Source organism: Novosphingobium sp. ZN18A2, from assembly GCF_036784765.1.
Lineage (GTDB): Bacteria > Pseudomonadota > Alphaproteobacteria > Sphingomonadales > Sphingomonadaceae > Novosphingobium.
On record NZ_CP136651.1, the window covers coordinates 1,379,272 to 1,405,958 of the forward strand.

General features: G+C 64.4%; 28 protein-coding genes and 1 tRNA gene. 14 read left to right on the plus strand and 15 right to left on the minus strand.

Translation table 11 applies throughout. The annotated features are described in order from the left end of the window. Nucleotides 1-125: 125 nt before the first annotated feature. Nucleotides 126-2,132 (minus strand): DNA topoisomerase IV subunit B, encoded by a 2,007-nt coding sequence (parE, locus tag RXV95_RS06875; RefSeq protein WP_338468264.1) that lies wholly within the window; start codon nucleotides 2,130-2,132, stop codon nucleotides 126-128. 106 nt (nucleotides 2,133-2,238) lie between these two features. Then, entirely contained in the window at nucleotides 2,239-3,453 is a 1,215-nt protein-coding gene (locus RXV95_RS06880) for a penicillin-binding protein activator (protein ID WP_338468265.1), read from the minus strand. Here RXV95_RS06880 and rsmI point away from each other — a divergent pair. The 4 genes from rsmI to RXV95_RS06900 all read left to right on the plus strand — a co-directional run bounded on the left by rsmI (nucleotide 3,446) and on the right by RXV95_RS06900 (nucleotide 6,345). Then, a complete protein-coding gene (gene rsmI, locus RXV95_RS06885; RefSeq protein ID WP_338468266.1) occupies nucleotides 3,446-4,282 on the plus strand; it encodes a 16S rRNA (cytidine(1402)-2'-O)-methyltransferase in 837 nt (278 codons plus the stop codon). The genes RXV95_RS06880 and rsmI overlap by 8 nt on opposite strands. Continuing rightward, entirely contained in the window at nucleotides 4,279-4,638 is a 360-nt protein-coding gene (locus tag RXV95_RS06890) for a YraN family protein (protein WP_338468267.1), read from the plus strand. The genes rsmI and RXV95_RS06890 overlap by 4 nt, the downstream gene beginning before the upstream one ends. Before the next feature lie 116 nt (nucleotides 4,639-4,754). Then, nucleotides 4,755-5,702, plus strand: a complete 948-nt coding sequence (gshB, locus tag RXV95_RS06895) for a glutathione synthase (RefSeq protein WP_338468268.1) — start codon at nucleotides 4,755-4,757, stop codon at nucleotides 5,700-5,702. A gap of 34 nt (nucleotides 5,703-5,736) precedes the next feature. After that, nucleotides 5,737-6,345, plus strand: coding sequence for a DedA family protein (locus RXV95_RS06900; RefSeq protein ID WP_338468269.1), 609 nt, complete (start codon nucleotides 5,737-5,739; stop codon nucleotides 6,343-6,345). A 4-nt stretch (nucleotides 6,346-6,349) separates the two neighbouring features. Here the strand turns inward: RXV95_RS06900 and accC are convergent, their stop codons facing one another. The 6 genes from accC to RXV95_RS06930 form a co-directional block, all read right to left on the minus strand. Next, entirely contained in the window at nucleotides 6,350-7,699 is a 1,350-nt protein-coding gene (gene accC, locus RXV95_RS06905; protein WP_338468270.1) for an acetyl-CoA carboxylase biotin carboxylase subunit, read from the minus strand. A 3-nt stretch (nucleotides 7,700-7,702) separates the two neighbouring features. Further along, nucleotides 7,703-8,194: an acetyl-CoA carboxylase biotin carboxyl carrier protein gene (gene accB / locus RXV95_RS06910; RefSeq protein ID WP_338468271.1), complete on the minus strand. Its 492-nt coding sequence runs from the start codon at nucleotides 8,192-8,194 to the stop codon at nucleotides 7,703-7,705. 151 nt (nucleotides 8,195-8,345) lie between these two features. Then, nucleotides 8,346-8,786: a type II 3-dehydroquinate dehydratase gene (gene aroQ, locus RXV95_RS06915; protein WP_338468272.1), complete on the minus strand. Its 441-nt coding sequence runs from the start codon at nucleotides 8,784-8,786 to the stop codon at nucleotides 8,346-8,348. A 92-nt stretch (nucleotides 8,787-8,878) separates the two neighbouring features. Beyond that, a complete protein-coding gene (locus RXV95_RS06920; protein ID WP_338468273.1) occupies nucleotides 8,879-9,307 on the minus strand; it encodes a hypothetical protein in 429 nt (142 codons plus the stop codon). A 121-nt stretch (nucleotides 9,308-9,428) separates the two neighbouring features. Continuing rightward, a complete protein-coding gene (locus tag RXV95_RS06925) occupies nucleotides 9,429-9,842 on the minus strand; it encodes a holin family protein (protein WP_338468274.1) in 414 nt (137 codons plus the stop codon). A gap of 115 nt (nucleotides 9,843-9,957) precedes the next feature. Continuing rightward, nucleotides 9,958-10,034 (minus strand) — tRNA-Pro (locus RXV95_RS06930). A gap of 186 nt (nucleotides 10,035-10,220) precedes the next feature. Between RXV95_RS06930 and yajC the strand changes: the two genes are divergently transcribed. Genes yajC through secF form a run of 3 tightly spaced genes read left to right on the plus strand, consistent with a single transcriptional unit; the run spans nucleotide 10,221 to nucleotide 13,192 of the window. Further along, complete coding sequence (gene yajC / locus RXV95_RS06935) at nucleotides 10,221-10,568, plus strand: preprotein translocase subunit YajC (protein WP_338468275.1); 348 nt, start codon at nucleotides 10,221-10,223, stop codon at nucleotides 10,566-10,568. Nucleotides 10,569-10,590: 22 nt separating this feature from the next. Beyond that, nucleotides 10,591-12,195 carry a protein translocase subunit SecD gene (secD, locus tag RXV95_RS06940; protein ID WP_338468276.1) on the plus strand — a complete coding sequence of 535 codons (1,605 nt, stop codon included), beginning with the start codon at nucleotides 10,591-10,593 and terminating at the stop codon, nucleotides 12,193-12,195. Nucleotides 12,196-12,208: 13 nt separating this feature from the next. Further along, the gene (gene secF / locus RXV95_RS06945; protein ID WP_338468277.1) at nucleotides 12,209-13,192 is read left to right on the plus strand and encodes a protein translocase subunit SecF; all 984 of its coding nucleotides are present in this window, start codon (nucleotides 12,209-12,211) and stop codon (nucleotides 13,190-13,192) included. Between the two features lie 28 nt (nucleotides 13,193-13,220). Here the strand turns inward: secF and RXV95_RS06950 are convergent, their stop codons facing one another. Both RXV95_RS06950 and RXV95_RS06955 read right to left on the minus strand, forming a co-directional pair. Beyond that, a complete protein-coding gene (locus RXV95_RS06950; protein WP_338468278.1) occupies nucleotides 13,221-14,420 on the minus strand; it encodes a glycosyltransferase in 1,200 nt (399 codons plus the stop codon). A 12-nt stretch (nucleotides 14,421-14,432) separates the two neighbouring features. Continuing rightward, nucleotides 14,433-15,005, minus strand: a complete 573-nt coding sequence (locus tag RXV95_RS06955; protein WP_338468279.1) for a helix-turn-helix transcriptional regulator — start codon at nucleotides 15,003-15,005, stop codon at nucleotides 14,433-14,435. A 120-nt stretch (nucleotides 15,006-15,125) separates the two neighbouring features. Here RXV95_RS06955 and RXV95_RS06960 point away from each other — a divergent pair, with 120 nt between their 5' ends. Together RXV95_RS06960 and RXV95_RS06965 are read left to right on the plus strand one after the other, a co-directional pair. Further along, nucleotides 15,126-15,599: a DUF6456 domain-containing protein gene (locus tag RXV95_RS06960; RefSeq protein ID WP_338468280.1), complete on the plus strand. Its 474-nt coding sequence runs from the start codon at nucleotides 15,126-15,128 to the stop codon at nucleotides 15,597-15,599. A 117-nt stretch (nucleotides 15,600-15,716) separates the two neighbouring features. Then, on the plus strand, nucleotides 15,717-17,522 hold the full coding sequence (locus RXV95_RS06965) for a DUF885 family protein (protein WP_338468281.1): 1,806 nt from the start codon (nucleotides 15,717-15,719) through the stop codon (nucleotides 17,520-17,522). A gap of 49 nt (nucleotides 17,523-17,571) precedes the next feature. On the opposite strand, the gene petA is transcribed toward RXV95_RS06965, so the two are convergent. After that, nucleotides 17,572-18,225 (minus strand): ubiquinol-cytochrome c reductase iron-sulfur subunit, encoded by a 654-nt coding sequence (gene petA, locus RXV95_RS06970; RefSeq protein ID WP_338468282.1) that lies wholly within the window; start codon nucleotides 18,223-18,225, stop codon nucleotides 17,572-17,574. A gap of 185 nt (nucleotides 18,226-18,410) precedes the next feature. Beyond that, the gene (locus tag RXV95_RS06975; RefSeq protein ID WP_338468283.1) at nucleotides 18,411-20,195 is read right to left on the minus strand and encodes an ATP-binding cassette domain-containing protein; all 1,785 of its coding nucleotides are present in this window, start codon (nucleotides 20,193-20,195) and stop codon (nucleotides 18,411-18,413) included. Nucleotides 20,196-20,340: 145 nt separating this feature from the next. On the opposite strand from RXV95_RS06975, the gene RXV95_RS06980 reads away from it, so the two are divergent. From RXV95_RS06980 to RXV95_RS06995, 4 genes are all read left to right on the plus strand, one after another. Further along, the gene (locus RXV95_RS06980; protein ID WP_338468284.1) at nucleotides 20,341-21,063 is read left to right on the plus strand and encodes an SIMPL domain-containing protein; all 723 of its coding nucleotides are present in this window, start codon (nucleotides 20,341-20,343) and stop codon (nucleotides 21,061-21,063) included. 73 nt (nucleotides 21,064-21,136) lie between these two features. Next, on the plus strand, nucleotides 21,137-21,451 hold the full coding sequence (locus RXV95_RS06985) for a hypothetical protein (RefSeq protein WP_338468285.1): 315 nt from the start codon (nucleotides 21,137-21,139) through the stop codon (nucleotides 21,449-21,451). A gap of 145 nt (nucleotides 21,452-21,596) precedes the next feature. Next, nucleotides 21,597-22,274: a response regulator transcription factor gene (locus RXV95_RS06990; RefSeq protein ID WP_338468286.1), complete on the plus strand. Its 678-nt coding sequence runs from the start codon at nucleotides 21,597-21,599 to the stop codon at nucleotides 22,272-22,274. Nucleotides 22,275-22,347: 73 nt separating this feature from the next. Then, nucleotides 22,348-23,667: a HAMP domain-containing sensor histidine kinase gene (locus RXV95_RS06995; RefSeq protein ID WP_338468522.1), complete on the plus strand. Its 1,320-nt coding sequence runs from the start codon at nucleotides 22,348-22,350 to the stop codon at nucleotides 23,665-23,667. Between the two features lie 147 nt (nucleotides 23,668-23,814). Here the strand turns inward: RXV95_RS06995 and RXV95_RS07000 are convergent, their stop codons facing one another. The 3 genes from RXV95_RS07000 to RXV95_RS07010 form a co-directional block, all read right to left on the minus strand. Next, nucleotides 23,815-24,312, minus strand: a complete 498-nt coding sequence (locus RXV95_RS07000; RefSeq protein ID WP_338468287.1) for a MarR family winged helix-turn-helix transcriptional regulator — start codon at nucleotides 24,310-24,312, stop codon at nucleotides 23,815-23,817. Nucleotides 24,313-24,398: 86 nt separating this feature from the next. Then, a complete protein-coding gene (locus tag RXV95_RS07005) occupies nucleotides 24,399-24,572 on the minus strand; it encodes a rubredoxin (RefSeq protein ID WP_338468288.1) in 174 nt (57 codons plus the stop codon). A gap of 16 nt (nucleotides 24,573-24,588) precedes the next feature. Then, nucleotides 24,589-25,860 carry a cytochrome P450 gene (locus tag RXV95_RS07010; protein ID WP_338468289.1) on the minus strand — a complete coding sequence of 424 codons (1,272 nt, stop codon included), beginning with the start codon at nucleotides 25,858-25,860 and terminating at the stop codon, nucleotides 24,589-24,591. 149 nt (nucleotides 25,861-26,009) lie between these two features. Between RXV95_RS07010 and RXV95_RS07015 the strand changes: the two genes are divergently transcribed. After that, complete coding sequence (locus RXV95_RS07015) at nucleotides 26,010-26,642, plus strand: TetR/AcrR family transcriptional regulator (protein ID WP_338468290.1); 633 nt, start codon at nucleotides 26,010-26,012, stop codon at nucleotides 26,640-26,642. The last annotated feature ends 45 nt before the right edge of the window (nucleotides 26,643-26,687 follow it).

A 26,687-nucleotide genomic window follows, 5' to 3' on the forward strand; every position in this document is an offset into this window, starting at 1 on the left:
GGCGCGCGGGCGGGCATAACCGTCCGCCCCCTTGCGCCAATGCTGCTTACGCGGTTGGGGCAGCGCAGGCGGAAATGCCCGCACCAGAAATTGCCGCACCGGTCAGGCGCCCGGAAAACCGCCGGTCAGGCGTCGATCAGGTCGCGATCCACTTCGCCCGCCCGGTTCTGGATGAACGTGAAACGGTGTTCGGGGTTGCGGCCCATCAGCCGGTCGACCAGGTCTTTCACCGCAAAGCGTTGTTCGTGTTCGGTGGGCAGCGTTATGCGCAACAACGAACGCGTTGCCGGTGCCATCGTCGTTTCGCGAAGCTGCTGCGGGTTCATCTCGCCAAGCCCCTTGAAGCGCCCGACTTCCACCTTCTTTCCCTTGAACACGGTCGCTTCCAGCTCGGCGCGATGCGCTTCGTCGCGGGCATAGGCGCTCTCTTTTCCGGCGGTGAGCCGGTAGAGCGGCGGCTGGGCGAGGTAGAGGTGCCCCCTGCGCACCACTTCGGGCATTTCCTGGAAGAAGAACGTCATCAGCAAGGTCGCGATATGCGCGCCGTCCACGTCGGCGTCGGTCATGATCACGATGCGATCATAGCGCAGGTTGTCCGGGTTGCAGTCCTTGCGGGTGCCGCAGCCCAGCGCAAGGTTCAGGTCGGCGATTTCCTGGTTGGCGCGGATCTTGTCTGCGGTTGCGCTGGCGACGTTCAGGATCTTGCCGCGGATCGGCAGGATCGCCTGCGTCTTGCGGTCGCGCGCCTGCTTGGCGCTGCCGCCGGCGCTGTCTCCTTCAACGATGAACAGTTCGGTTTCGCCGTCACCTTCGCCCGAACAGTCGGTCAGTTTGCCCGGCAGGCGCACTTTCTTCGCGTTGGTCGCGGTCTTGCGCTTGATCTCGCGCTCGGCCTTGCGGCGCAGGCGTTCGTCCATCCGCTCCATGACAGAGCCGAGCAGCGCCTTGCCCCGCTCAAGGTTGTCGGAAAGGAAATGGTCGAAGTGATCGCGCACCGCGTTTTCCACCAGCCGCGCGGCTTCCGGGCTGGTCAGGCGATCCTTGGTCTGGCTCTGGAACTGGGGATCGCGAATGAAGACCGACAGCATCACCTCGCTGCCGGTAACGACGTCTTCGGGCGCGATGTCCTTGGCCTTCTTCTGGCCGACCAGTTCGCCAAAGGCGCGGATTCCCTTGGTCAGCGCGGCGCGCAGCCCCTGTTCGTGCGTGCCGCCGTCCGGCGTGGGAATGGTGTTGCAGTAATAGCTGTATGACCCGTCGGACCATAGCGGCCAGGCGATGGCCCATTCGACGCGGCCCTGTTCTTGCCCCGCGTCGTTGGCCGGAAAATCCTGAGAGCCGGAAAACGGCGCGCTGGTCACGCATTCGCGGCCTTGCAACTGTTCGGAAAGGTGATCCGCCAGCCCGCCGGGGAACTGGAACGTCGCCTCTTCCGGCACGTCTTCGCTGGCCAGCGAGGGTGCGCATTTCCAGCGGATTTCCACGCCCGCGAAAAGATAGGCCTTCGATCGCACCAGCCGGAACAGGCGCGCCGGTTTGAATTTCTGGCTTCCGAAAATCTCGGTATCGGGCACGAAGGTTACGCTGGTGCCGCGCCGGTTGGGCGCAGCGCCGATCTTCTGGAGGCCGGTTGTCGGCGCGCCGCGCGAAAATTCCTGCGCGAACAGTTCCTTGTTGCGGGCCACTTCTATGCGCGTCAGCGACGACAGCGCATTGACGACCGAAACACCCACGCCGTGCAGGCCGCCGCTGGTGGCATAGGCCTTGCCCGAAAACTTGCCGCCCGAATGCAGCGTGGTGAGAATCACTTCCAGCGCCGACTTGCCGGGGAACTTGGGATGTTCGTCCACCGGAATGCCGCGCCCGTTGTCGGTAATGGTCAGGCGGCCGGCGCTTCCGGGCTCATCCTCCAGCGTCACTTCGATGCGGTTGGCAAATCCTGCAACCGCTTCGTCCATCGCGTTGTCGAGCACTTCGGCGGCGAGGTGGTGAAGCGCGCGCTCGTCCGTGCCGCCGATGTACATGCCGGGACGCCTGCGGACAGGCTCAAGCCCCTCCAGCACTTCGATCGCGGCACCATCATAGGATTCGCCGCCGGCTGTCGGCAGCTTGTCGAAAAGATCGTCTGGCATCGTGGAACGACTATAGAACGCGCGCGAATCCCGGCGCAAGCGAAGTCGCGCGCTTTTCCGCAGAATTACGAGGGTTTTGCCTGCGATTCGGTTGAATCGCGGACGGTCAGAAGCGCGAAGGGGCGGGCGACACGATCGAGAACGTGCCGTCTTCCACTTCGCGCACGTCCATCGCCCGCTCGGCCACGCCATCGGAGGCAAAACGGAATACGCCGTCCAGCCCGATGAACCCGTCCTTGTCGTAAAGCCGCGCGGTGGGGAACAGCGTTCCCGGCTTCCAGTCGCGCGCGACATTCAGCGTGAGCAGAACGCTGTCATAGCCAAGCGTCGCAAGGCGCGACGGGGAGGAGCCGAAGCGGCTGCGATAGCTTTTCTGGAACTGCGGCCAACGCGCATCCGAAACGGCGGCAAACCACGCGCCGCGCAGCGCCGGGCTGCGCGCGATGCTGGCTTCTCCGCTCCACAATTCCGTACCCAGAAGGCGCGGCCCCGGACCGATCAGCGTCCCGGCCTGAAGCGCCATGCGCGCGCCGTCGGCGATCAGCACCGCGTCATAGTTGTCCTTCTGCTTCACCTTCTGCACGGCGGACGCCAGCGAAGCGGGCGTGCGGTCGTACACTTCGATGTCGGACACCGTAACCTTGTCCGCCCGCGACGCACGCAGCAACGAAGCGGACGCGCGCTGGCCATAAACGCCGCTGGGGATCACGGCGGAAATGCGGTTCACGCCGTGTGCCTTGGCATATCCGATCACCCGCGCGACGGCCTGGCCGGGAACCTGGCCCAGGACGAAAACATCGCGGTTGGCCACGTCAACGTCGTTCGAATAGGTGATCATCGGCACCTTGGCGGGCCGGGCGACACCGGCCACCTTCACCACGTTGTCGGACAACAGCGGCCCCAGGATCAGGCGGTTGCCGTCCGCCACGGCCTTGCGCGCCGCAGCCACCGGGTTCGCGGCTGTATCGTATGTGGTGATGCGGATGTTCTGGGCATTGGTGTCGAGCAGCGCCATTGTCGCCGCATTGGCGATCGATTGCCCGACCGTGGCATTTGAGCCCGAAAGCGGCAGGAGCAGCGCGATGCGGTGACGCGAGGTATCGGTCGGCAGCACGCCCGCCTGCGGACCCTTTTCGGCGGGACGTTCCGGCGGGGGGGCGGTTTCGGGGCCGTGGGCGCTGGGAATGACCTGGCAGCCCGCCAGAAGGGCGAGCGTTCCCGCCACCACCAGCCTGCGCCCGATCAGCGCCTGCCTGCCAAAACCACTCTTCGCCATCTTGCCGCACTCCGTGACCCGGTCCATGACGGCAAGAATGAACACGCCGTCGCTTGAACCCGGGCTGTATATAGTCGCAACCCCGATTGGCAATCTCGGTGACGTTTCGCGTCGCGCCGAAGCGGTGCTGGCCGCGTGCGACCTGGTCGCCTGCGAAGACACCCGTATAACCGGCAAGCTTTTGAATCACCTGAACATTCGCAAGACGATGCGGCGCTATGACGACCATGCCGATGCCGCCGCGCGGGAACGCCTGCTCGCCGAAATGGGTGAAAAAGCGGTCGTATTGGTCAGCGACGCGGGAACCCCGCTGATTTCCGATCCCGGATACCGGCTGGTGCGCGAGGCGCGCGAAAGGGGGATCGCGGTGACCAGCATCCCCGGTGCCAGCGCGGCGATCGTGGCGCTGACGCTGGCGGGTCTTCCCACCGATCGCTTCCTGTTCGCCGGTTTCCTGCCGGTGAAGGCGAAAGCGCGGGAGGATACGTTGAAGGAACTGTCCGGCGTTCCCGCAACGCTGGTGTTCTATGAAACGGGGCCGCGCCTCGTCGCCTCGCTCGAAGCCGTGGCGTCGGCGTTGCCGGGGCGGGAAGTGGCGGTGGCGCGTGAGTTGACCAAGCTGCACGAGGAATGCCGCACCGGCACCGCCGATGATCTTGCGGCCCACTATCGCGCTCATCCGCCCAAGGGCGAGATCGTGCTGATGGCGGGGCCGCCACTCGCACCGCAGGCGCCCGGCGAGGCCGATATCGACGCGCTGCTGCGCGCGGCGCTTGCGGAAATGCCGCCGTCGAAGGCGGCAGGGCAGGTGGCGAGGGCACATGGCCTCGACCGCAAGGCGCTTTATGCGCGGGCGATGGAATTGAAAGCGTGAACCGGCGGCGCGTCGCGGCCGAACGGCAGGGGCGGCGGGGAGAGCGCGCCGCGGAACTGTGGCTGCGCGCAATGGGCTGGTCGATCCTCGACCGCCGCCGCAAGACGCCCGCGGGCGAGATAGACCTTGTTGCACGATCGGGCGGGACGGTCGTTTTCGTCGAAGTCAAATGGCGGGCAAGGGCCGCCGATCTTGACCATGCGATAGACGAATACCGGTTGCGGCGCGTGGCCGCCGCCGCCGAAATGGTTGCGCACGAATATGCGGCGAATGGCGATGACATGCGCGTGGACGTGATCCTGCTTGCACCGCGCAGCTTGCCCCGCCACATCGTGAACGCGTGGCAGCCATATTAGCCGCCAGTCGGGATTCCGTTCGTGCAGAGCTTGTCGAAGCACCGCTGATTCCCTAGCGCAACGTGGAACGTGAACCACCGCCCTTCGACAAGCCAGGGCGAACGGGAGTCGGTTAGTTGACCCTACGAATTGCAGTCCAGATGGACCCGCTCCAATCGATCAACATCGCCGGCGATTCGAGCTTCGCCCTGATGCTGTCCGCGCAGGAGCGCGGGCACGAAATCTATCATTACGATGTCGGATCGTTGACGCTGGATGAAGATGACCGGCTGATCGCCCATGCCAACCCGGTGACGGTGCAGTGGGTGGAAGGCGATCATTTCCACTTGGGCGAACGCCGCCGGATCGACCTTGTGAAAGATGTCGACGTGGTGCTGATGCGGCAGGACCCGCCTTTCGACATGGGATATATTACCGCCACGCACCTGCTTGAACGGATCGAAGGGCAGACGCTGGTGGTCAACAACCCGCGCAGCGTCCGCAACGCGCCCGAAAAGGTCATGGTGCTCGATTATCGCCGGTTCATGCCGCCAACGCTCGTCACGCGATCGGTGGAGGAAGTGCGCGCGTTCCAGAAGCGCCACGGCGCGGTGGTGATAAAGCCGATCCACGGCAATGGCGGCAAGGCGATCTTCAAGATTTCCGAAGCGGGCGAAAACCTATCCGCGCTGTTCGAGGTGTTCAACCAGACCTGGCCCGAACCCCACATGGTGCAGGCGTTCCTTCCCGAAGTGGCCGAAGGCGACAAGCGCATCGTGCTGGTCGATGGCGAAGTCGCGGGCGCGATCAACCGCAAGCCGGGCGAGGGGGAGTTCCGGTCCAACCTTGCCGTGGGCGGCTATGCCGAAGAAACGCGCCTTACCCCGCGCGAAGAGGAAATCTGCGCCGCGCTTGGCCCCGAACTGAAGCGGCTGGGCCTGATCTTCGTCGGCATAGACGTGATCGGCGGCAAGTGGCTGACGGAGATCAACGTCACTTCGCCGACCGGCATCGTCGCGATCGACAAGTTCAACGGCACCGATACGCCGGGCATGATCTGGGACGCGATAGAGGCGCGCTTATAGGACCCTTGGTCGCGCTTCGGGCGTTGCCTTCGCAATGAACGACTGGATCATCCACCTGATCGAGGGCGGCGGCTATTGGGGCATCGCCTTCCTGATGGTGCTCGAAAACGTGTTTCCGCCGATCCCGTCGGAGCTCATCATGGGCATCGGCGGGATCAGCGTTGCGCAGGGGCGCATGGAGATTGCGCCGTTGATGCTGTTCGGCACGGTCGGATCGACGCTTGGCAACTATGCATGGTTCCTGTTCGGCCGCGCCGTCGGGTACCAGCGGTTGCGGCCGCTGGTGCGCCGCTGGGGCCGGTGGCTGACGCTCGACTGGCGCGCGGTGGAGGCGCTGGTGCGCTTCTTCCAGAGCCACGGGCAATGGGTGGTGCTGGGCGCGCGCGTCTCTCCGTTCATGCGCACGATGATCTCGCTGCCCGCGGGCCTTGCGCGCATGGGGCACGCGAAGTTCCTGGCCTTCACGTTCGTGGGCGCGGCGGCGTGGAACGCGGTGCTGGTTGGCGCCGGCTACTTCCTGGGGAAGAACTTCGGCGAGATCGACAAGTACTTAGGCCCGGTCTCGACGGGGATCGTCGTGGTGATCGTGCTTGCCTATATCTGGCGGGTGATCCGCTGGAAGCCGCGCGGAACGAAGGACTGAACCGTCAGCCCTTCTGCCTGTCCAGCCATTCCTCCAGCCACTTGATCGAATAGTCGCCGCTCAGGAAATCGGGTTCGCGCAGCAGTTTCTGGTGCAGCGGGATCGAGGTTTTCACGCCTTCGATCACCATTTCCTCAAGCGCGCGGCGCAGACGCATGATGCATCCCTCGCGCGTGCGGCCATAGACGATCAGCTTGGCGATCATCGAATCGTAATAGGGCGGGATGCGATAGCCCGCATAAAGGCCCGAATCGACGCGCACGTGCATGCCGCCCGCCGCATGATAGCTGGTGACGAGGCCGGGCGAGGGCGCGAAGGTTTCCGGGTCTTCGGCGTTGATGCGGCATTCGATCGCATGGCCGGTGAAGCGGATCTCGTCCTGCTTCACCGAAAGCGGCTTGCCGTCGGCAATGCGGATCTGTTCGCGCACCAGGTCGACGCCGGTGATCGCTTCGGTCACCGGGTGTTCAACCTGGAGGCGCGTGTTCATCTCGATGAAGTAGAATTCGCCGTCTTCCCAAAGGAACTCGATCGTGCCCGCGCCGCGATACCCCATGTCGGCCATCGCCTTGGCGACGATGCCGCCCATGCGGTCGCGTTCCGTGTCGCTGATGACGGGGGAGGTGGCTTCTTCCAGCACCTTCTGGTGGCGGCGCTGCAACGAACAATCGCGCTCGCCCAGGTGGATCGCCTCGCCATTTCCGTCGCCGAACACCTGGAACTCGATATGGCGCGGGTTGCCGAGGTATTTTTCGAGATAGACGGTATCGTCGCCGAAGGCGTTCCGGGCCTCGCTCTTCGCCTGGCTGACAAGCGATTCGAGCTGCTCCTCGTCCGGCACCACTTTCATGCCACGACCGCCGCCGCCGCTGGCGGCCTTTACCAGCACGGGATAGCCGATTTCCGCCGCGACCTTTTTCGCGTCCTCAATCGATTCCACCGCGCCGTCCGATCCGGGGACGAGGGGCAGGCCCAGCGCGCCCGCGGTGCGCTTGGCCTCAACCTTGTCGCCCATCGTGCGGATATGTTCGGGCTTGGGGCCGATCCAGATCAGGTCATGCGCTTCGACGATTTCGGCGAACTTGGCGTTCTCCGACAGGAAGCCGTATCCCGGATGGATCGCGTCGGCCTGCGTGATCTCGGCCGCAGAGATGATTGCCGCGACGTTGAGATAGCTGTCCTTCGCCGCGGGCGGGCCGATGCACACCGCGTGGTCTGCCAGGCGGACGTGCATGGCATCGGCATCCGCGGTGGAATGCACGGCGACCGTTTCGATGCCCATTTCGTGCGCCGCGCGGTGGATGCGCAGTGCGATTTCGCCCCGGTTGGCGATAAGAATCCGGCTGATCGCCATTGCTTACTCGACCACCACCAGAGGTTGGTCGAACTCTACCGGCTGGGCATTGTCGACCAGAATCTGCTTCACCGTTCCCGCGGCGGGCGCGGTAATCGGGTTCATGACCTTCATCGCTTCCACGATCAGCAGCGTATCGCCCGCCTTCACGGCCTGACCCGCGCTTACGAACGGGGCCGCGCCCGGTTCGGACGAGAGATAGACGGTGCCGACCATCGGCGACTTGATCGCGTTTGCAGGCGCTTCGGGTGCGGCAGGTGCGGCGGATGTCGCCGGCGCCGGTGCGGCAGGCGCGGGCGCCGCCGCTGCGGCGGGTGCGGCCACGGTGACGGGTGCGGCCGCCGTAAGCGTGCGCGCGACGCGGATCTTGCGATCGCCGTCCTCAACCTCGATTTCGGAAAGCCCCGTGTCGGACAGCAGTTCCGCAAGCTCACGAACCAGCTTGCTGTCGATAGCCATCTTGCTGCCAGCCCCGGCGGCGCGCTCTTGACCCATTGTATTCCTCGCGAACGGTATATTTCGGCCCGTCGCTATGCGCGGGGCGCGGCGCGGTTGCAAGGGGGCGGGTGCGGGCAGACGGGTGCGCGGGCGTGGAAAACCGCGAAAAGTCTCTTTTGAAACGAGCGTTTGCGGGCCGGAAAACCGCTCAGAGCCGGGCCGCAGCCTCAAGCGCGAGCAGGTAGCTGGTTGCCCCGAATCCGGCGATCGTGCCTTTCGCCGCCATCCCGACATAGCTCTTGTGGCGAAATTCCTCGCGCGTGTGCGGGTTGGACAGGTGAACCTCTATCACCGGCGTGCGGATGCCCTTGATTGCGTCGTGCAGCGCGATCGAGGTGTGGGTAAAGGCGCCCGCGTTCAACAACACCGCTTTCGCGCCGGTCGCCTGCGCTTCGTGCAACCAGTCGACCAGATGGCCTTCGTGGTTCGACTGGCGAAGGTCGATTTCCAGGCCCAGCTCGCGGGCGCGGTCTTCCAGCATGCCGGCAATGTCGTCCAGCGTGTCGGACCCGTAAATCTCCGGCTCGCGCAGGCCGAGCAGGTTGAGGTTGGGTCCGTTGAGGACGAGAATCGTCGAAGTGTCAGTCATCGTCGCACCGGCTGGATTGCTTTGCAGTTCAGCCCTGATAGGCCGCATTGCGCGTGAGGCAAGCGCCAGCAAGCCGGCGCTGCCCGCGTGCGTCAGTCCGGCGGGGGCGTATCGTCAGGGTTTATGTCGCCCGCCATCGGCGGATCGGGCGGGGCCGGAAAGTCGTTCGGCGCCGCATCCAGCCCGGCGTTGGGATCGTATCCGTAATCGTCGTCCACGGTGGTCGGATCGGTCGGGCTGCCATATTCCGGCTCCCTGGCCTCCGATACGCCCCTGTCCGTGGAATCGTCGGTGGAATCGTCAGCGGAATCGCCGTCGTCCACCATATCGGCGTCGGATTCGGCGTTGGCATCCTCGCGGGCAGTCTGCGCCACGCGCTGGGCAGCGCCGCCCTTGGCCTCTGCGGCCGCCTGGCGCGCGGCAAGATCGCTCCCGCCGCAAGCCGCAAGCGATGCGCAGCAAGCGCCCAGCATGGCTGCAAAGGCCAGCCGTTTCATCGTTTCGCCTGAAGTGTTTGCCATCGCGCGCTGTCGTTCCATTTTCAGAAGCGTCGTTCCGTTGTCAGAGACGTCGGGCGATAGCATCTAAAGGTTACGCGATGCTAACCGGCAGGGGGCCGGTTGCACCCGGATCGGTGCGGAATCAGCGATCGGTCCCCTTGGCCTTTCCCCATTGGCGCGCTGCCGTATATCCCAGGTATCCCGAGCCGAAGAGCATATACAGCGGTTCGGGAAGGCCGTTTAGATAGGACGTGATTCCTTGCGCGATGCCGTGTGCGGCTTCTGGCCGGAACGCGGAAATCAGCCCCATCGGCAGCGAGAACAGGATCATCGCGTACATCACGTAAAGAAATCCGGGCCGCGCACGGCTGGTCCACGGATCGGCCGAATTGGCCTCGGCTATGATCGCGGAAAGCCGGGCCTGCACATTGGCAAGATCCTGGCTGCCCTGCAGCTTGATCAGTTCCAGCTTGGCGGCATCGCGCGCCTTGGGATCGGGAATGATCTTGTCGATCACTGACGCGATCGGCGCGATGATGGAATCGAGAACGGGCATGAAAACGCTCCTGCAATAAGAACGGAGCCCGAACAGGTAACCGCAAGGGCCACTGTAGGAAAAGGATTTCTATGAGAGCGGGTCTGCCGTGCCGATAATATCATGCTTGCAGAATTGGTCGGGACGAGAGGATTCGAACCTCCGACCCCCACACCCCCAGTGTGATGCGCTACCAGGCTGCGCTACGTCCCGACCGGAGCCGCGCCCTATAGGCATGGCTTTGCGCTATGGCAAGCGGCTGTCTGCGACCGGTGCGTATCGGCGGCTTGATTGCCATGCCGCGGGTTAGCTGCTAGGCGCCCCGACCATCTGTTCACGCACGGCCCTTGCGGCGCGAAAAGACGCCCGGGGCTCCGTCACGAGAATTCGCAAGACAACATGACAAGCACGTCCATGCTTTACGCCCTTTCAAGCGCCGCGGCTTCGGCCGGCGGCGGCGAACCGCCCGTCTGGCTCCAGTTCATGCCGCTGGTCGCGATGGGGGCCATTTTCTGGTTCCTCATCATCCGCCCGCAGATGCGCCAGCAGAAGCAGCACCGCGAAAAGATCGCCGGTATCAAGAAGAACGACATGGTGGTCACCGCCGGCGGCCTTGTCGGCAAGATCACGAAGATCGACGAGCATTATTGCGAAGTCGAACTGGCGCCGGGGATGAAGGTGAAGGCCGTGCGCTCCACCATCGGCGACATCATCCCGCCGGGCGGCACCGCCCCGGCCAACGACTGATACGCGAAAGAGGTCGCAAACCATGCTCGATTTCCCGCGCTGGAAGGTCATCTGGCTGTGGTCGATAACGATCGTCGGCATGCTGGCCGCATTGCCTTCGATCTTTTCGACGGCCGGCGTTCCCTGGCCTTCGCAATTGCCCAGTCCGACCGTGAACCTGGGCCTCGACCTTGCGGGCGGCAGCCACCTGCTGCTTGAGGCGAGTCCCAACCAGGTGAAGACGCAGCGGCTGGAAGCGATGGACGAAAGCGTGCGCAGCGCCATCCGCCGGGCGACGCCGAAAGTGCGCATCAGCGACATTTCCAACCACGACGGGAAGCTGAGCTTCATTGTCGACGATGCCAGCCAGGTCGACCAGGTGCGCGACCTTGTGCTGCCGCTGACCAGCGGCGCCGGGCTGACCGGCCAGCGCACGTGGAACATCGACGTGGTCGACACCAATCGCTTCGTGCTTACGCCCACGCAGGAAGGGCTGGACGACGCGGTAAGCAAGGCGATGGACACCGCCGTAGAAGTGGTGCGCAAGCGTATCGACGCGTTGGGAACGCGCGAACCCACGATCATCCGCCAGGGTTCGGACCGCATCGTTGTGCAGGTGCCGGGCCTTCAGGATCCGCGCGCGCTCAAGGAACTGCTGGGCAAGACCGCCAAGCTGGAATTCAAGCTGGTCGATACCACGGCGCTGCCGTCCGACCTGCAGAAGGGCATCGTGCCGCCGGGTGACGAATTGCTGCCCTATGCCGATCCGGCCAAATACGGCACCGCGGGGATCGCGGTGAAGCGCCTTGGCGGCATTCGCGGCGACCAGCTGACCAATGCGACGCAGGGCAACGACCAGCAGACCAACGAACCTGTGGTCAACATCACCTTCAGCAACGAAGGCGGGGCGAAATTCGCCAAGCTGACCAGCGAGAACGTGAACAAGCCCTTTGCCATCATCCTTGACGGCAAGGTGCTTTCCGCCCCCAACATCAACGAACCGATCCTTGGCGGCACCGCGCAGATTTCGGGCGGGTTCACCACCGAAACCGCGAACCAGCTGGCGATCTCTCTGCGTTCGGGCGCGCTGCCGGTGGACCTGAAGGTTGTGGAAGAGCGCACCGTCGGGCCTGACCTTGGCGCCGATTCGATCCGCAAGGGCATGATCGCGATGATGGTCGGCACGATCGCGGTGATGGCCTTCATCCTTGTCACCTATGGCCGCTTCGGCGTCTATGCGAACATCGCGCTGATCATCAACGTGCTGCTGATCCTGGGCGTCATGGCCATCGTCAACGCGACGCTGACCTTGCCCGGCATCGCGGGCTTCGTGCTGACGATCGGTGCGGCGGTGGACGCCAACGTGCTGATCAACGAACGAATACGCGAAGAGCGAAAACGCGGGCGGCGCGTCGTGCAGGCGGTGGAAACCGGCTATCGCGAGGCCAGCCGCGCGATCTTCGACGCCAACCTGACCAACGTGATCGCCGCCGCGCTGATGTTCATCTTCGGCTCCGGCCCGGTGAAGGGGTTCGCCGTCGTCCTTGTGATCGGCATCTTCACATCGGTGTTCACCGCCGTGACCATGACCCGCATGTGGGTTGCCCAGTACCTGCGCCGCGCCCGTCCGGCGACGATCCACATCTGAGGAGGGACGGACCATGAAACTGCTCAAGCTCGTCCCCGAAGACACCAACATCCACTTCCTGAAGTGGCGGGTGCCGTTTTACCTGATCAGCTGCGCGCTGATCCTGGCTTCATGGGGATTGATCGCCACGCGCGGGTTGAACCTGGGCGTCGATTTTGTCGGCGGCCAGATGATCCGCGTGACCTTCACGAAAAGCGCGGAAGCGCCGATTGCAGCGCTGCGCAAGGACGTGGAGCAACTGGGCGTGGGTGAGCCGATCATCCAGCGGTACGGCCAGCCCAACGAAGTTTCCATCCGCATGAAGCTGCCCGCATCGGCGGAACACGATGCCGGCGCGGCCGAAGCGATGGCCAACAAGATCACCGCCGCCGTGCGCACCGCGCACCCGGACGTGCGGATCGACGGTATCGATTCGGTTTCCGGCAAGGTTTCGGGAGAGCTGTTTACCAGCGGCATCTATGCGCTGCTGGCCGCCATGATCGCGATCTCGATCTATATCTGGGTGCGGTTCGAATGGCAGTTCGGCGTGGGCGCGCTGTTCGCGCTGGTCCACGACGTTTCGCTGACGCTGGGCATGTTTGCGCTGACCCAGATGGAGTTCGACCTCAACATCGTTGCCGCGGTGCTGACGGTGATCGGCTATTCGCTGAACGACACCATCGTCGTTTACGACCGCATCCGCGAGAACCTGAAGAAATATCGCCGGATGCCGATGCCCGAACTGCTCGACCTGTCGGTGAACGAGACGCTGGCGCGCACGGTGATGACCTCGCTGACGCTGCTCATCACGCTGTCGGCGCTGCTGTTCCTGGGGCCGGACGTGATCTTCGGTTTTTCGGCCGCGATCACGCTGGGCATTTTCGTCGGTACGTACAGTTCGATCTACATGGCCGCGCCGATCCTCATCTGGCTCAAGGTCACGTCGCAAAGCTTCGTTCCGGCCGAATCCGTGGTCGAAAAGCAGGAACGGCTCGCGCGCGAAGGCAAGGCGGGCTGATCCCGAAGCAGGCGGGCGCGGGGCCGGTTCAGCCCCGCCGCACCATCACGGCATAGCGATCCGCCATGTCCGCCGCATTCGCTTCCCACGAGAAGCGGGCGACGGTTTGCGCCACTTCGTCTTGCGGCGGCGGGGCGGCCAGCAGTTCGCCAACCGCCGTGGCGATAGCTTCGGGGTCACGCGTAACCAGCCGTCCGGCGGCCGGCGACGTGACGATTTCGCTTGCCCCGCCGATATCCGGCACAACGATCGGCGTGCCGCAGGCCAGTGCCTCAATCCAGGCATTGGCCAGCCCTTCGCGTTCCGATGGCAGCACCATCACATCTGCCGCGCTCAACAGGCCAGGCAGGGTTTCGTGCCCTACGGCGCCCAGGAATTGCACCCGGTCGGCCGCGCCCATCGCCGCGGCAAGTGTTTCCAAGCGCGCCTGTTCCGGGCCTGACCCCGCGATGGCGAGGTGTACGTCTTCGGGCAACAGCGGCATGGCGCGGATTACAAGGTCTTGCCCCTTGACCGGAACCAGCGCCCCCACGCTCAGCAGCAGCCGCCCTTTCGACCAGACGTTGAGATCGGGCATCGCGGCGACAAGCTGGCGCGCGGCGGCGCGTTCAAGCGGCTGGAAACGTTCGCGGTCAAGCCCCGTATAGTGCACGACTGTCCTGTCGTCCGGCAGGCCCAGTGCAGCCATGTCGCGGCGCAAGGCGTCCGATACGGCCAGCAACAGGTCGGCCTGCGCTGCGGCGGCGTGCATCTGTTCCAGCGCATAGGGCGTCTTGCCCCAGAAATGGATATCGCTGCCGCGTGCCTTGATGGCGAAGGGAAGGCCCAGGTCTTGCGCGATACGCGCGGCGGCGGGACCGTCAGGATAGAAGAACTGCGCATCCACGGCATCGAACGGCCGCTCCGCATGCAGCCGCCTTGCCAGCGGCAGGATCGCGCGCGCGATCAGCGCCGGATTGAACCGCCCGCTTATCCGGGGGATCAATGTAAACTGTTCGTGATAAACCGTTATCGGCCCATCGGTTTCCACAGGCGGTATCTCGGCAAGACTGGCATATCGCCCGAAGTGCAGCGGCGGCAGGCCGACCGGGTTGATAACCGTCACCTCCCAGTCGCCGCGTGCGGCCAGCGCATCCATTTGGCGCTTGACGAACCGGCCGAAGCCGGGTCGCTGCGGCGCGGGGTAAAGCGTCGCGATAGACAGCAGGCGAAGCGGGCGATCCGTCACGGGCTTCGGGCTCTACAGCCGCCGGACCAGCATTTCGGCAACCGCCATCCAGGGCGGGCGATCCACCACGATCTGCCGGCTGCCCGCGCCGGGCGGCAGGATCGCAACGCGGCCGTCGCGATGATCGATCATGCGGCCGAACGCAAAGCGGCCCGCCGGGCGTGGCACCAGCACGTCGCGGTTGAGCGCGCGGACGAATCCGTCCGGCTCGCTCGGGCGTAGCCACACCTGGTCCCCCGCGCGATATTCTCCCGCGCCGGTCTCGACGATCAACGCCATGTGGTTCGAATCAGGCGAAAGTTCGGTGGGCAGCACCGCGTCCATCGGGCGCGGCAGCGCCTCTGCCCCGATGTCGGTCAGTCGCGCGACAATTTGCGGGGCAGGGCTGCTTTCGCTTTTCACCAGCACGTCCGGATCGACGCCAAGCGCGGTGGCGATGCGGTTCATCCAGCCGAGCGAAAGCGTGCGCATGCCCGTTTCGAGCCGCCCGATTGTCTGCGCGGTCGTGGGCGGCGTGCAGCGCGCGGCCACTTGCGCAAGCGTCAGCCCTTTTTGCCGGCGAATGTCGCGGATGCGATTGATCATTCCTGTGGCGTGCCCCCGGCGTCTGGCCTCTTGGTGCTGATGGAAAAAGCGCTTTCCTACAAAGCGGGCGCGGGGGCAAGGGAGGTGATCGTTCCAATTATGTTCCATTTTGGAGGAATTATGCGCAGGATGCTCGCCGAACGCGAACTGACGAACGAAGGTGTGCGCCGTGTGAACAGCGGCGCACGGCGAACCCGGACGGCAACGGTGAATCTGGCGGAATCGCCGCTGACCTGGCTTCACGCGCGCGGCAAGCTGACCGATCGGCAATTCGATGCGGGCGAACGGTTGCGCGCCGATTGGGAACGCGCCCAGCTTGCGCCGTCGGTGACGATGCGGTGGGAGGCCGTGCGGGTGAAGGGCGGCGTCGATACCGGCCTGACGCCCGGCGAACGGCAGATCGCCGCAAAGCAGCGGTTCGACGAGGCAATCGTGCAAGCGGGCGCCGGACTGTCTGACATCCTGTGGCGTGTGGTTTGCGCGGGTGAAGCGTTGCCCACGGCGGAAAAGGCGCTGGCGTGGCCTGCGCGGAGCGGAAAACTGGTGCTGTCCATCGCGCTTGACCGGGTGGCGGATTTCTACCGAATCCGGTGATCCGGCCCGCCCGCGCAGCCGACCAACCGCACAATCTCATCGACAGGCGACATTGCGCCCGCGCCCGCCAGCCGCCAATCCGGTGTCATTCGTAATCAACGATCGGGGGCAAGGCATATGGAACGCAGGCAATTTCTGGCAGCGAGTGGCCTGGCGCTGGCGTGGGGCATGGCCGGACCGGCGCGGGCGCTGGCCGCGCAGGCAGAAGGCGATGTGCCGCTGGTTGCATTGATGGACCGGATTTTCTGGGGCGGAATGCGGCTCAGCCCCATGTCGATGACGGCGCTTGGCCTGGACAAGGGCACGTATGCGTCCGCACGCGCGAGGCTTGACGATTTCAGCCCGGCGGGCGACGCGGCCGGCACGGCCTTTACGAAGGACATGCTGGCGGCCACCAGAGCGCTCGACCCCACGGGGTTCAGCGATACGGGCAAGCTGCGGCGCCAGATCGTCGAATCGATGCTCGAGACTCAGTTGATGTCGGAACCGTTTCCGATTCCATCGGTCGGCGCGCCTTATCGCCTCAGCCAGCAGGACGGCGCCTATTTCTCCATCCCCGATTTCCTCAATTCCACCCACCCGATCGAAACGCGCGAGGATGCGGAAGCCTATCTTTCGCGCCTTTCGCAGTTTCCGATGGCGCTGGACGAACAGACCGCGTGGCAGCGCGAGGAAGCGGCCAGGGGGTATGCCGCGCCGGGATGGTCGCTCGACCTTGTGGCCGGGCAGATCGGCAAGCTGCTTGAACCCGCGGCGGCGGACAGCGGCATGGTGTCCTCTCTGGAAAGCCGGTGCCGGAAGAAGGAAATTCATGGCGAGTGGGCATCGAAGGCGACGAAAATTGTCGAGGAGGGCGTCTATCCGGCGCTGCGCCGCCAGCTTGCGCTGGTGAAGAAGATGCGCGGCACCACGCGCGCTGGCGACGGTGTGTGGCGCGTACCGCAAGGCGCGGAGATCTATTCGCGCGCGCTGAAGATGTTCACCACCACCGATATGGGCGCGGAGGAGATCCACCAGCTTGGCCTGCAACAGGTGGCAGAGCTTTCCGCACAGCTCGATACGATCCTGAAGGCTTCGGGCATGACCCAAGGCACGGTGGGCGCGCGGCTGACGGCGCTCAATTCCAGGCCCGAGCAGCTTTATGCCAATGACGACGAAGGCCGCGCCGCGCTGATCGCGGAACTGAACCGCAGTGTGCAGGCGATGATGAAGAAACTGCCGCAGGCGTTCGCCACGATCCCCGGCCAGCCGCTTGAAATCCGCCGCGTGCCACCGGAAATCCAGGACGGCGCGCCCAACGGCTATTACAATCCCGCCTCGCTCGACGGGTCGCGGCCCGCGATTTACTGGATCAACCTGAAAAGCACGGGCGACTGGCCGAAATACACGCTGCCTTCGCTGACCTATCACGAAGGCGTTCCCGGCCATCACCTGCACGGCAGCATCCTGCAGGAAGACAAGCATCTGCCCTTGCTGCTCAAGAACTACTGGAACTCCGCCTATGGCGAGGGGTGGGCGCTCTATGCCGAGATGCTGGCGGACGAACTGGGCGGTTATCAGGGGCTGGAAAAGGCGGGGGCGCTGCAATCGTGGCTGTTCCGCGCCGTGCGACTGGTGGTGGATACCGGGCTCAATGCCAAGCGGTGGAGCGTGAAGCAGGCGACCGATTACATGGTCGAGCACACCGGCTTCCCGCGCGCCCGCGCCCAGCGCGAGATCGAGCGTTATTGCGCCTCGCCGGGGCAGGCGTGCAGCTACAAGATCGGCCAGAACACGTGGATGCGCCTGCGCGCCCAGGCGGAAGGCGCGCTTGGCGACAAGTTCGACATCCGCCAGTTCCATGAAATCCTGAAACAGGGCGTGATGCCGCTGAACCTGCTTGAACAGCAAGTGGATGCCTGGGTGACGCAGCAGACGGTCTGAGGCCGCGCGCGCCAACTTGGCGTTGGGGTGACGCGGCGATCTTGCCGCGTCACAACTGGCCGATCGAGGTCACCTTGAAGGCGCTGCCGGGCGGGTTTTCGCCAATCGTCAGCGTATTAGCGCCGGCGAAATGATACGGCGGGACGGGCAGGTTGTATGGCGCCGGAACGCTTTTGAACACGCGCCCCGCCATATCGTATTTCGACCCGTGGCATGGGCAGAAGAAGCCGCCCGGCAGATTGTCGCCGATCGATCCGGGCGTGGGCTTGAATTCGGGGATGCAGCCCAGGTGCGTGCAGATCCCGATCAGCACGAGATACTCGGGCTTGATCGACCGGCTCCAGTTGGCCGCATAATCGGGTTGCTGCGCTTCGTGCGAGTCCGGATCGCGCAAGTGGTTCAGCAGCGCCGGCTCGCGCAACCCGGCAAGGTCTTTCGGCGTGCGGTTGACGATGAAGATGGGCATGGAGCGCCATATGGTCACGATCCGCTGGCCGGGCGCTACCTGGCCGAGATCGAAGGTTTTCGGTTCGCCCGCAGCCAGAACGTCGGCGGCCGGCGCCATCTGGCTGATCAGCGGGTAAAGCGTAGCGAGGCCGGCGATCCCGGCGGAGGTTACCGCGGCGACGTTGATGAAGTCGCGCCGCCTGACGCCGCTTTCGGGCACGAGATCGTTGGTGTTGGTTGGCGATGCTTGAGTCATGGATGTCTCGCCCTTCCGGAAGTGCCTGATCCCCGATCAAAGCCCCCCAGAGCGTTGCACCGCCCCATGGATCATAACGCCGAAAAGCGGCTGCCGTTCCGATGGGATATCCTCTGGCCACGCCAAATGGCAGAAAACGGCGCCACGGCATTGGTCGGAACGGCGAAAACCCGCCGCCCGGACAATCACATGGCTTCGACCATTTCCGCCAGCTCCAGCCAGCGTTCCTCGGCCGCGTCCTTTTCGGATCGCGCCTTGTCCAGCGCTTCGGTCAGCTTCGCGAAGCGGGCAGGGTCGCGCGTATAGAGATCGGGATCGGTCAGCGCGGCCTCGTCACGCGCGATGGCCGCGTCCAGCTCCTCGATCCGACCGGGCAGCAGATCGTAATCGCGCTGGTCCTTGTAGGACAGCTTTCCCTTGCGCTGCTGCGGGGCAGGTGAGGGCGGCGCAGGTGCCGTTCTGGCCGCCTTGACCGGCGCCGTGCGCTTTTGTCGCCGGGCCTCCCAGTCCGCATATCCGCCCGCGACGATATCCACCTTGCCCGACCCGTCGAGCCCCAGCGTGATCGTGACCGTCTTGTCCAGGAAATCGCGGTCGTGGCTGACGATCAGCACCGTGCCGTCATAATCCGCGATCACTTCCTGCAAGAGATCCAGCGTTTCGAGGTCAAGGTCGTTGGTCGGCTCGTCGAGCACCAGCAGGTTCGATTTCCGCGCGAATTCGCGCGCCAGCAGCAGGCGCGAACGCTCTCCGCCGGAAAGCGTGCCCACGCGCGCATCGACAAGGCCGGGTTCGAACAGGAAGTCTTTCAGATAGCCCTGCACATGCTTGCGCGTGCCGCGCACATCGACCCAGTCGCCGCCTTCGGCCAGCACGTCGCGCACGCGCTTTTCGGGGGAGAGCAGGCTGCGCTGCTGGTCGATCATCACGCCGTGCAGCGTCTTTGCCAGCGTTACCTCGCCCTCGTCGGGTTCCAGTTCCCCGGTCAGCAGCTTGAGCAGCGTGGTCTTGCCCGCGCCGTTCGCGCCGACAAGGCCGATCCGGTCGCCGCGCTGGATGCGCAGGGAGAAATCCTTGATGATAGTGCGTTCGCCGAAGCGCTTGGTGACATGCTCCGCCACGATCACCGACTTCGTCTTCACATCGTCGGTGGCCAGTTTCATCTTCGCGGTGCCCTGCGGGCTGAGCATGGCCGCGCGCTGGGCGCGCATCTGGTGCAGCTTTTCCAGCCGCCCCTGGTTGCGCTTGCGCCGCGCGGTAACGCCGCGCTGCAACCAGTGCGCTTCGATCTTCAGCTTCGCGTCCAGCTTGTCGGCGGCGCGCGCCTCTTCCGCAAAGACCTGTTCTTCCCACGCCTCGTATCCGCCGAAGCCCACTTCCTTGCGGCGCAGGCTGCCCCGGTCGAGCCAGAGCGTTGCCTTCGTAAGCCGCGTCAGGAAGGTGCGGTCGTGGCTAATGACGATGAACGCGCCGGTATAGCGGTTGAGCCAGGATTCCAGCCAGTCGATCGCGGCAAGGTCAAGATGGTTGGTCGGCTCGTCCAGCAACAGGAGGTCGGGCGAAGAGGCCAGCGAGCGGCAGATCGCGGCGCGGCGCTTCTCACCGCCGCTGGCGCTGGTGGAATCGCGCGAAAGGTCAATGCCCAACTGGCTGGCGATGGCTTCAACCTCGTGCTGTTCGGGGGCGTCAGGCCCTTTCAGCGCGAAGTCAAGCAGCGTGGCGCAGCCCGCGAAATCCGGCTCCTGCTCAAGCATCACGACCCTGGTGCCCGGCTGGATGGCGCGCAGGCCCTTGTCCGCCTCTATCGTTCCCGCCACCAGTTTCAGCAGCGTGGTCTTGCCCGCGCCGTTGCGCCCGATCAGCGCCAGCCGGTCACGCGGGGCGATATGCAGGTCAAGGTCGCGGAAGAGCCAGCCCGAGCCTTGATGAAGGCTCAGGCCTTCCCACGAAAGGATCGGTGCGGCAGCCATGGCCGCGGCGCCTAGCCGCTGGCGCGCGCAAGGTCCAGTGCAAGCGCGGTCCGGCGCGCGTTCATGCCCGCGTCATACGGGAACGCGAGGATAGGCGCCGACCAGAAAGACGAATTACAAGACCTGATTACAAGGAGAAACCCGAATGCGCGCAATCCTGTTCGCAGCCCTGCCGTTCGCCGCCGTTTCCGCGATAGCCGCGCCGGCGATGGCCGCCGAAATCCAGATCCAGGCGCAAGGCCCGGTGGTGGAAATCAACGCGACGCACACGGTGAACGGCGCGCCGGATGTGGCCGTGGTGTCCGCTGGCGTTACAACGCGCGCGCAATCGGCGGTTGCGGCCATGCGGCAGAATGCGGAAGCGATGACCGGGGTGGTCGCGAAGATCAAGGCGCTGGGCGTCGATCCCAAGGACATCCAGACGCAGGGCATCAGGCTCAACCCGCAGTATCGGTATAACGGGAACGAGCCGCGCACTTTCCTCGGTTACGACGCCAGCAACCGCGTCAGCATAAAACTGCACAAGGTGGCGGAAACGGGCGAAGTGCTGGATGCGCTGGTTGCGGCAGGTGCAACCGATATATCGGGTCCGGACTTCCAGTTGGAAGACGATGCCGCCGCCAAGGCCGCCGCGCGCAAGGCGGCCTTTGCCGAAGCGCGCGAGCGGGCGAGCGAATATGCGCGCATGGCGGGGTATTCAGGCGTCAGGTTGCTGGAAATCGACGAAAGCGTCAGCCACCAGGGGCCGGTGCCGATGATGGTGCAGGCGCGCATGGCAGATTCCGCGCCCATGGCGAAGACGCCGGTCGAACCGGGCGAGGTTGGCACCTCTGTCTCCGTAACCGCCAAATTCGAGATGACGCGCTAGGAGGCGGCACGATGGCACCGATCGGTAGCATTCAGACCTTGTTCAATCCCGCTGGCCTAGGCAATCGGGTGTAATGGTTCGCAAATTCATCCCGATCGTTGCCGGTGCGCTTGTGCTTTCGGCGCCGCTGGTCCTGCCTTCGCAGGCGATGGCGGCAGAGCGCCAGAGCGAGCAGAAAGCCGCGCGCAACAACGTGAAGAGCGGCGGTGCGATGCGCATCCGCGATATCGAGGCGCGCGTCGTGCCGAAGATGAAGGGCATGAAATACATCGGTTTCACCTATTATCCGGTGGAAAACGTCTATCGCCTGCGCTTCATGCGCGGCGCGCAGGCCGTGGACGTAGAGGTGGACGCGCGCACCGGGCGGATCATCGGCGAGCAGCGTTGAGCGTGGGCGGTTTGAACACGGCGCCGTCCGGCGTGGGGGCAGGGCGATTGCTTGACCGCATGGAACCGAACGCCCATCTAGCCCCTTGTAACAAGTACCGCATAACGGATGCCGCGGGGATGCGCGGCCAGCAGGGGATTTTTCGATGCGTATCCTGATCGTCGAGGACGAGCCGACCCTTGGCCAGCAGCTCAAGAACACGCTTGAGCAGAACGGCTATGCGGTGGACCTGTCGACCGATGGCGAGGACGGGCATTTCCTCGGTTCCACCGAAGATTACGATGCAGTGATCCTCGACCTCGGCCTGCCAGAGATCGACGGGCTCACGGTGCTGGGCATGTGGCGCAAGGAAGGCCGCCAGTTCCCGGTTCTGGTGCTGACCGCGCGCGACAGCTGGTCCGACAAGGTCGCCGGGCTGGACGCCGGGGCCGACGATTACCTGGCCAAGCCGTTCCAGACCGAAGAACTGATCGCCCGCCTTCGCGCGCTGATCCGCCGCGCATCGGGCAATTCCTCGTCCGAGCTGATGGCCGGCGACGTGCGGCTGGACACGCGTTCGGGCCGCGTCACGCTGAAGGGCGAGCCGGTGAAGCTGACCGCGCAGGAATACAAGCTGCTGTCATACCTGCTGCATCACAAGGGCAAGGTCGTCAGCCGCACCGAACTTATCGAACACATCTACGATCAGGACTTCGATCGCGATTCGAACACCATCGAGGTGTTTGTCACCCGCATCCGCAAGAAGCTGGGTGCGGACGTGATCACGACCATCCGTGGCCTCGGTTACAGCCTCGACGACCCCGCAGACGCCCCGCGCGGCTGAGCCGGAAGAGGTGGACACGCCCGAAGCGATCGCTTCGGACGATTCCCGCCATACCGGCTCGCTCGCGCGCCGGATGCTGCTTATCGCCTTCGTGTGGGTCGCGGTGTTGTTGCTTGGTGGCGGGATCGCGCTCGACCGCACGCTGACCAGCCTTGTCACGCGCAATTTCGAGGATCAGCTGAACTATATGCTCACCGCGATGGTCGCCTCGGCCGAGGTGGGCATCGACGGAGACGTGCTGTTCACCCGCCCCCTGGGTGACCAGCGCTTTCTCGAACCAAATTCGGGCCTTTATTGGCAGATCAGCGGGAAGGGGCACGAAGATTATCTCTCGCGCTCGTTGTGGGATCGCAGCCTGAAGCTTGGCGGCAATGTGACCGATGCAGAGCCGCACGTTTACGATTCCGACCAGTTCCGCGACGAGCCGCTGCTCATTATCGAGCGCACGGTGATCCTGCCGGGCAGCAAGACGCGCTGGCAGTTCGCTGTCGCCGCCAGCCGAACGGACCTCGACGCGCAGATCAACCGCATACGCGCGATCCTTATCTGGAGCTTCGTGGTCCTGGCTCTCGGGTTGTTCGTCATGGCGGTGCTGCAAAGCTATTACGGTCTTTCGCCGCTGCGCCGCGTACGCCGGGCCATCGCCGCGATGCGCGCGGGCGGGGGCAGCCGGTTGAGCGAGCCATTGCCGTTGGAGGTCCAGCCTCTCGTCGAGGAGATCAACGGGCTGCTAGCCCATTCCGAACGCCAGGCGGAAGAGGCGCGCACCCATGCGGGCAACCTGGCCCACGCGCTGAAAACCCCGCTGACCGTGGTGATGAACGCAGCCACCGCCCATGCGCCCGACCTTGCCGATACTGTGATCCGCGAAGCGACCGTCATGCGGCGGCAGGTCGATCACCACCTTGCGCGCGCGCGCGCCGTGGGGCGGCGCGCCGGCGGCATGTCGCGCGCGCGGGTGTGGGACAGCGCGGAGGCGGTGGAGCGCGCGGTCACCCGGCTCTATCCAAATGTGCGCTTCGACATGTCGGGCGCGCGCGACGCGCAAGTCGCGATAGAGCGGCAGGATCTTGACGAAATTCTTGGCAACCTGATCGAAAACGCGGCGAAATACGGCGGCGGCAGCGTGTTCGTGACGATCGACGCGCATCCCGAAGACATCTCGCAATGCGATATCTGGGTGGAGGACGACGGCACCGGCATCCCCGAAAGTGCGCGCGAGAAGATCTTCGCCCGCGGTGCGCGGCTGGACACCGGAAAGCCTGGCACCGGCCTTGGCCTTGCCATCGTGCGCGACGTGGCGGAAATCTATGGCGGGTCCGTCACGCTGGACGAAAGCGAAGACCTTGGCGGGCTGATGGTCGTGCTGACCCTGCCACGCGCGATTGGCTGACGACCCTGGATGCTCAACTGGTTCCGCGCGACTGAGCGGTGGTTATCGGGAATGCACTTCGCTTGTCTGTATGGCTGGAATGGAAGTTTTCAGCCCGCAATGCAGGACAACGGCGCCATCCTTCGGCCGCTGCCCCGGCGCTTCACGTTATTCCGGCCGTGTCGCTTCCAGAAACTTAGACCGGCCTTGCTCATCCTCTGCCTCAAGGCTGTCTATCAGTGCGCTGATCGTTTCGCCGAACGCGGCGACTTCGGCCGGGCCGAGCGACTGGAACAGGTAATCTGCCACTTTCTCGGTCGTGGGCAGCATCTCGCGGTAAAGTGTCTCGCCTGCGGGGCTGAGGCGCAGGATCTTGCGACGGCGGTTTGCGGGGTCAATCTCCGTCACCAGTCGGCCCTGTTTTTCGAGCGCGGTAACCGCGCGGCTGATGCTCATCGGGCTGACCGCGGTGATTTCTGCCAGTTCGTGGCTGGCGGTGGTGCCCAGCCGGCCGACCAGCATGATCACGCGAAATTCGTTCACCGTCACTTCGAAGCGTTTTTCGAGGTGGACAGAGAACGGCGCGATCAGCCTGTTCTGCAGCTTCAGGATGCGGTGCAGCAGCTCCGCCGGGTCAACCGCTTCCGCCTGTTCCTTGTTCGTCATCGTGGTCCGTCTGCCCCTCATGCGCCTTCAAGCCGCAAAGCTGTGCGAATTGCAAACGGATTGTAACGGGCGAGACGATTGGGCGCCTATTCGACCAGTTCGAAGTCCTGCTTCTCGCTGCCGCAATCGGGGCAATACCAGTCGTCCGGAATGTCCTCGAACCGGGTGCCGGGGGCAAGGCCGTCCTCGGGCCAGCCCAGTTCCTCGTCATAGATGAAGCCGCAGTTCATGCAGCGCCACTTGCGATAGGGGGCGCTCATCTCGTCTTCTCCTGAATCAGTTGGCCGTAAAGCGGATCGGCACGTGCTTGGGGCCGCACACGAAGTTGGAAATCGTGCGCTTCGGTTCGCCATTCAGTTCCACCGACTTCAGCCGCTTGAACAGTTCTTCCCAAAGGATGCGCATTTCCATACGCGCAAGGTGCTGGCCCAGGCAGACGTGGACGCCGTATCCAAAGGCGATCTGCGGGTTCTGGCCACGGTCGATGCGGAATTCGAACGGATCGTCCCACACCGCCTCGTCGCGGTTGCCCGACTGGTAGGCGAGCATGAGCCAGTCGTCTTTCCTGATCTTCTGCCCGGCGATCTCGCAATCCTGCGTGGCGCTGCGCATGAAGTGCTTCACCGGCACCACCCAGCGGATGGATTCTTCAACGAACGCGTTGATGAGCGCGGGATCGTCCTGCATCTGCTTCAGCATTTCGGGACGTTCGGCCAGCGCCCACATCGCGCCCGCCGTCGTGTTAGACGTGGTATCGTGCCCGGCGGTGGCAGCGATGATGTAATAGCCCATCATCTGGCGGTGGTTCAGGTATTCACCGTCTATTTTCGCGTTGGCGATCAGCGAGTTGATGTGTTTCGTGGGGTTGGCGCGGAATTTCTCGGTCACCTTGGCGAAATACCGTTCCAGTTCCAGGTTGGTTTCCCACAGAGACTTCAGCATCTCCTCCGGCGTCAGCTCGGCGCGGCGGCGATTGAGTTCCGGGTCGGCGTTGGAAAACAGCTCCTGCGTCAGGCGCAGCATGAAGGCTTCGTCCTCTTCCGGAACGCCCAGCACGGTCATGATCACGCGCAGCGGATAAAGGAACGCGACGTCCATCGCGAAATCGCATTCGCCGTCGAAACCCAGCATGTGATCCACGAAACCGCGCGCGATTTCGCGGATGCGGTCTTCCATCGGCCGGACCGCGCGCGGGGTGACGTGCGGGAACACGATTCCGCGCAGGTCTTTATGTTCCTTTCCGTCGATGGAGACGAGGCTGCGGATCAGGTTGGGGTCGCCGCCGGTAAGGGCTTTTACCTTTTCCTCGTTGTCGCGCGGGCTGAGGAAGGTGGAGCGGTCGCCGTTGTGGAACAGGTCGGGCTGGCGTTCGACTTCCTTGATATCGGCGTGGCGGCTGACCACCCAGAACGGGTCGAAATTTTCCGGTTGCGCGACGTCGAGCGGGGTATTGGCCCGGATTTCCCTGAAGGCCGCGTCCACGCGATCTCCGTCTGCATAGGCGCTGCCGCTGATGATGGTATCGGCGAGTTCATTTGCGATGGTCATGTCTGTCCTCTCCAATCCCGTCCACGTTTCGGATCGGGGCCCCGGATGACCGACTCGCCGGCACGCGCAGGCGGATTTGCCGAGAACGCGGGAAGGCTATAAAGTGGTTAGTTGTCGGTCAACAACTAAATAAGGGGCGCAAGGCAGGAATGGCGACACAGGCGGCAAACCGGCGCACGCAGCGCGAACGCAGCGAGGAATCGGAAAACAGGCTGCTGGCCGCGGCGGCCGAAATCCTTGCCCGCGAAGGCTATGCCGCCGCCACGCTTGAACGCGTGGGAGAACGCGCGGGGTTCAGCCGCGGGCTTGCCAGTCGCAAATACGGATCGAAGGACGGGCTGATCGAAGCGGTGATCGCGCGCGTTTCCAGCCACGTGCACCGCCAGATAGACATCGCGGTGGCCGGGGCGGGCAGCCCGCTGGAGCAGCTTCTCGCCACGATTGACCGCTTTGCCGACCTTGTCGTCACCGATACGTCTGTGCGCGCCTATTTCGTGCTGTTCAGCGCGATGATCGCCAATGCGCTGGAAACGCGCGAGGCGTTCCAGGCGGTGGAGGAACGCTATGCCGAACGGCTTGTTTCGATGATAGAGGCGGGGCGCGCGGCGGGTGAAATCGATTCCGCGCTCGATCCACGCACAACCGCATACGTGCTGGGGTGCCTGCAGGCGGGGCTGGCGATCGAGGCGGCAATGGGCAGCGCTTCGGGGATGGAACCCGATACCGGCGCTGTGCGCAGGCATTTGCGGGCCATGGTGCGTCCGGCCCTGATTGGGGGATGACGCGGCAGGCCGGACGTGGCAGGACATGCATTAGCAAATCCTGAT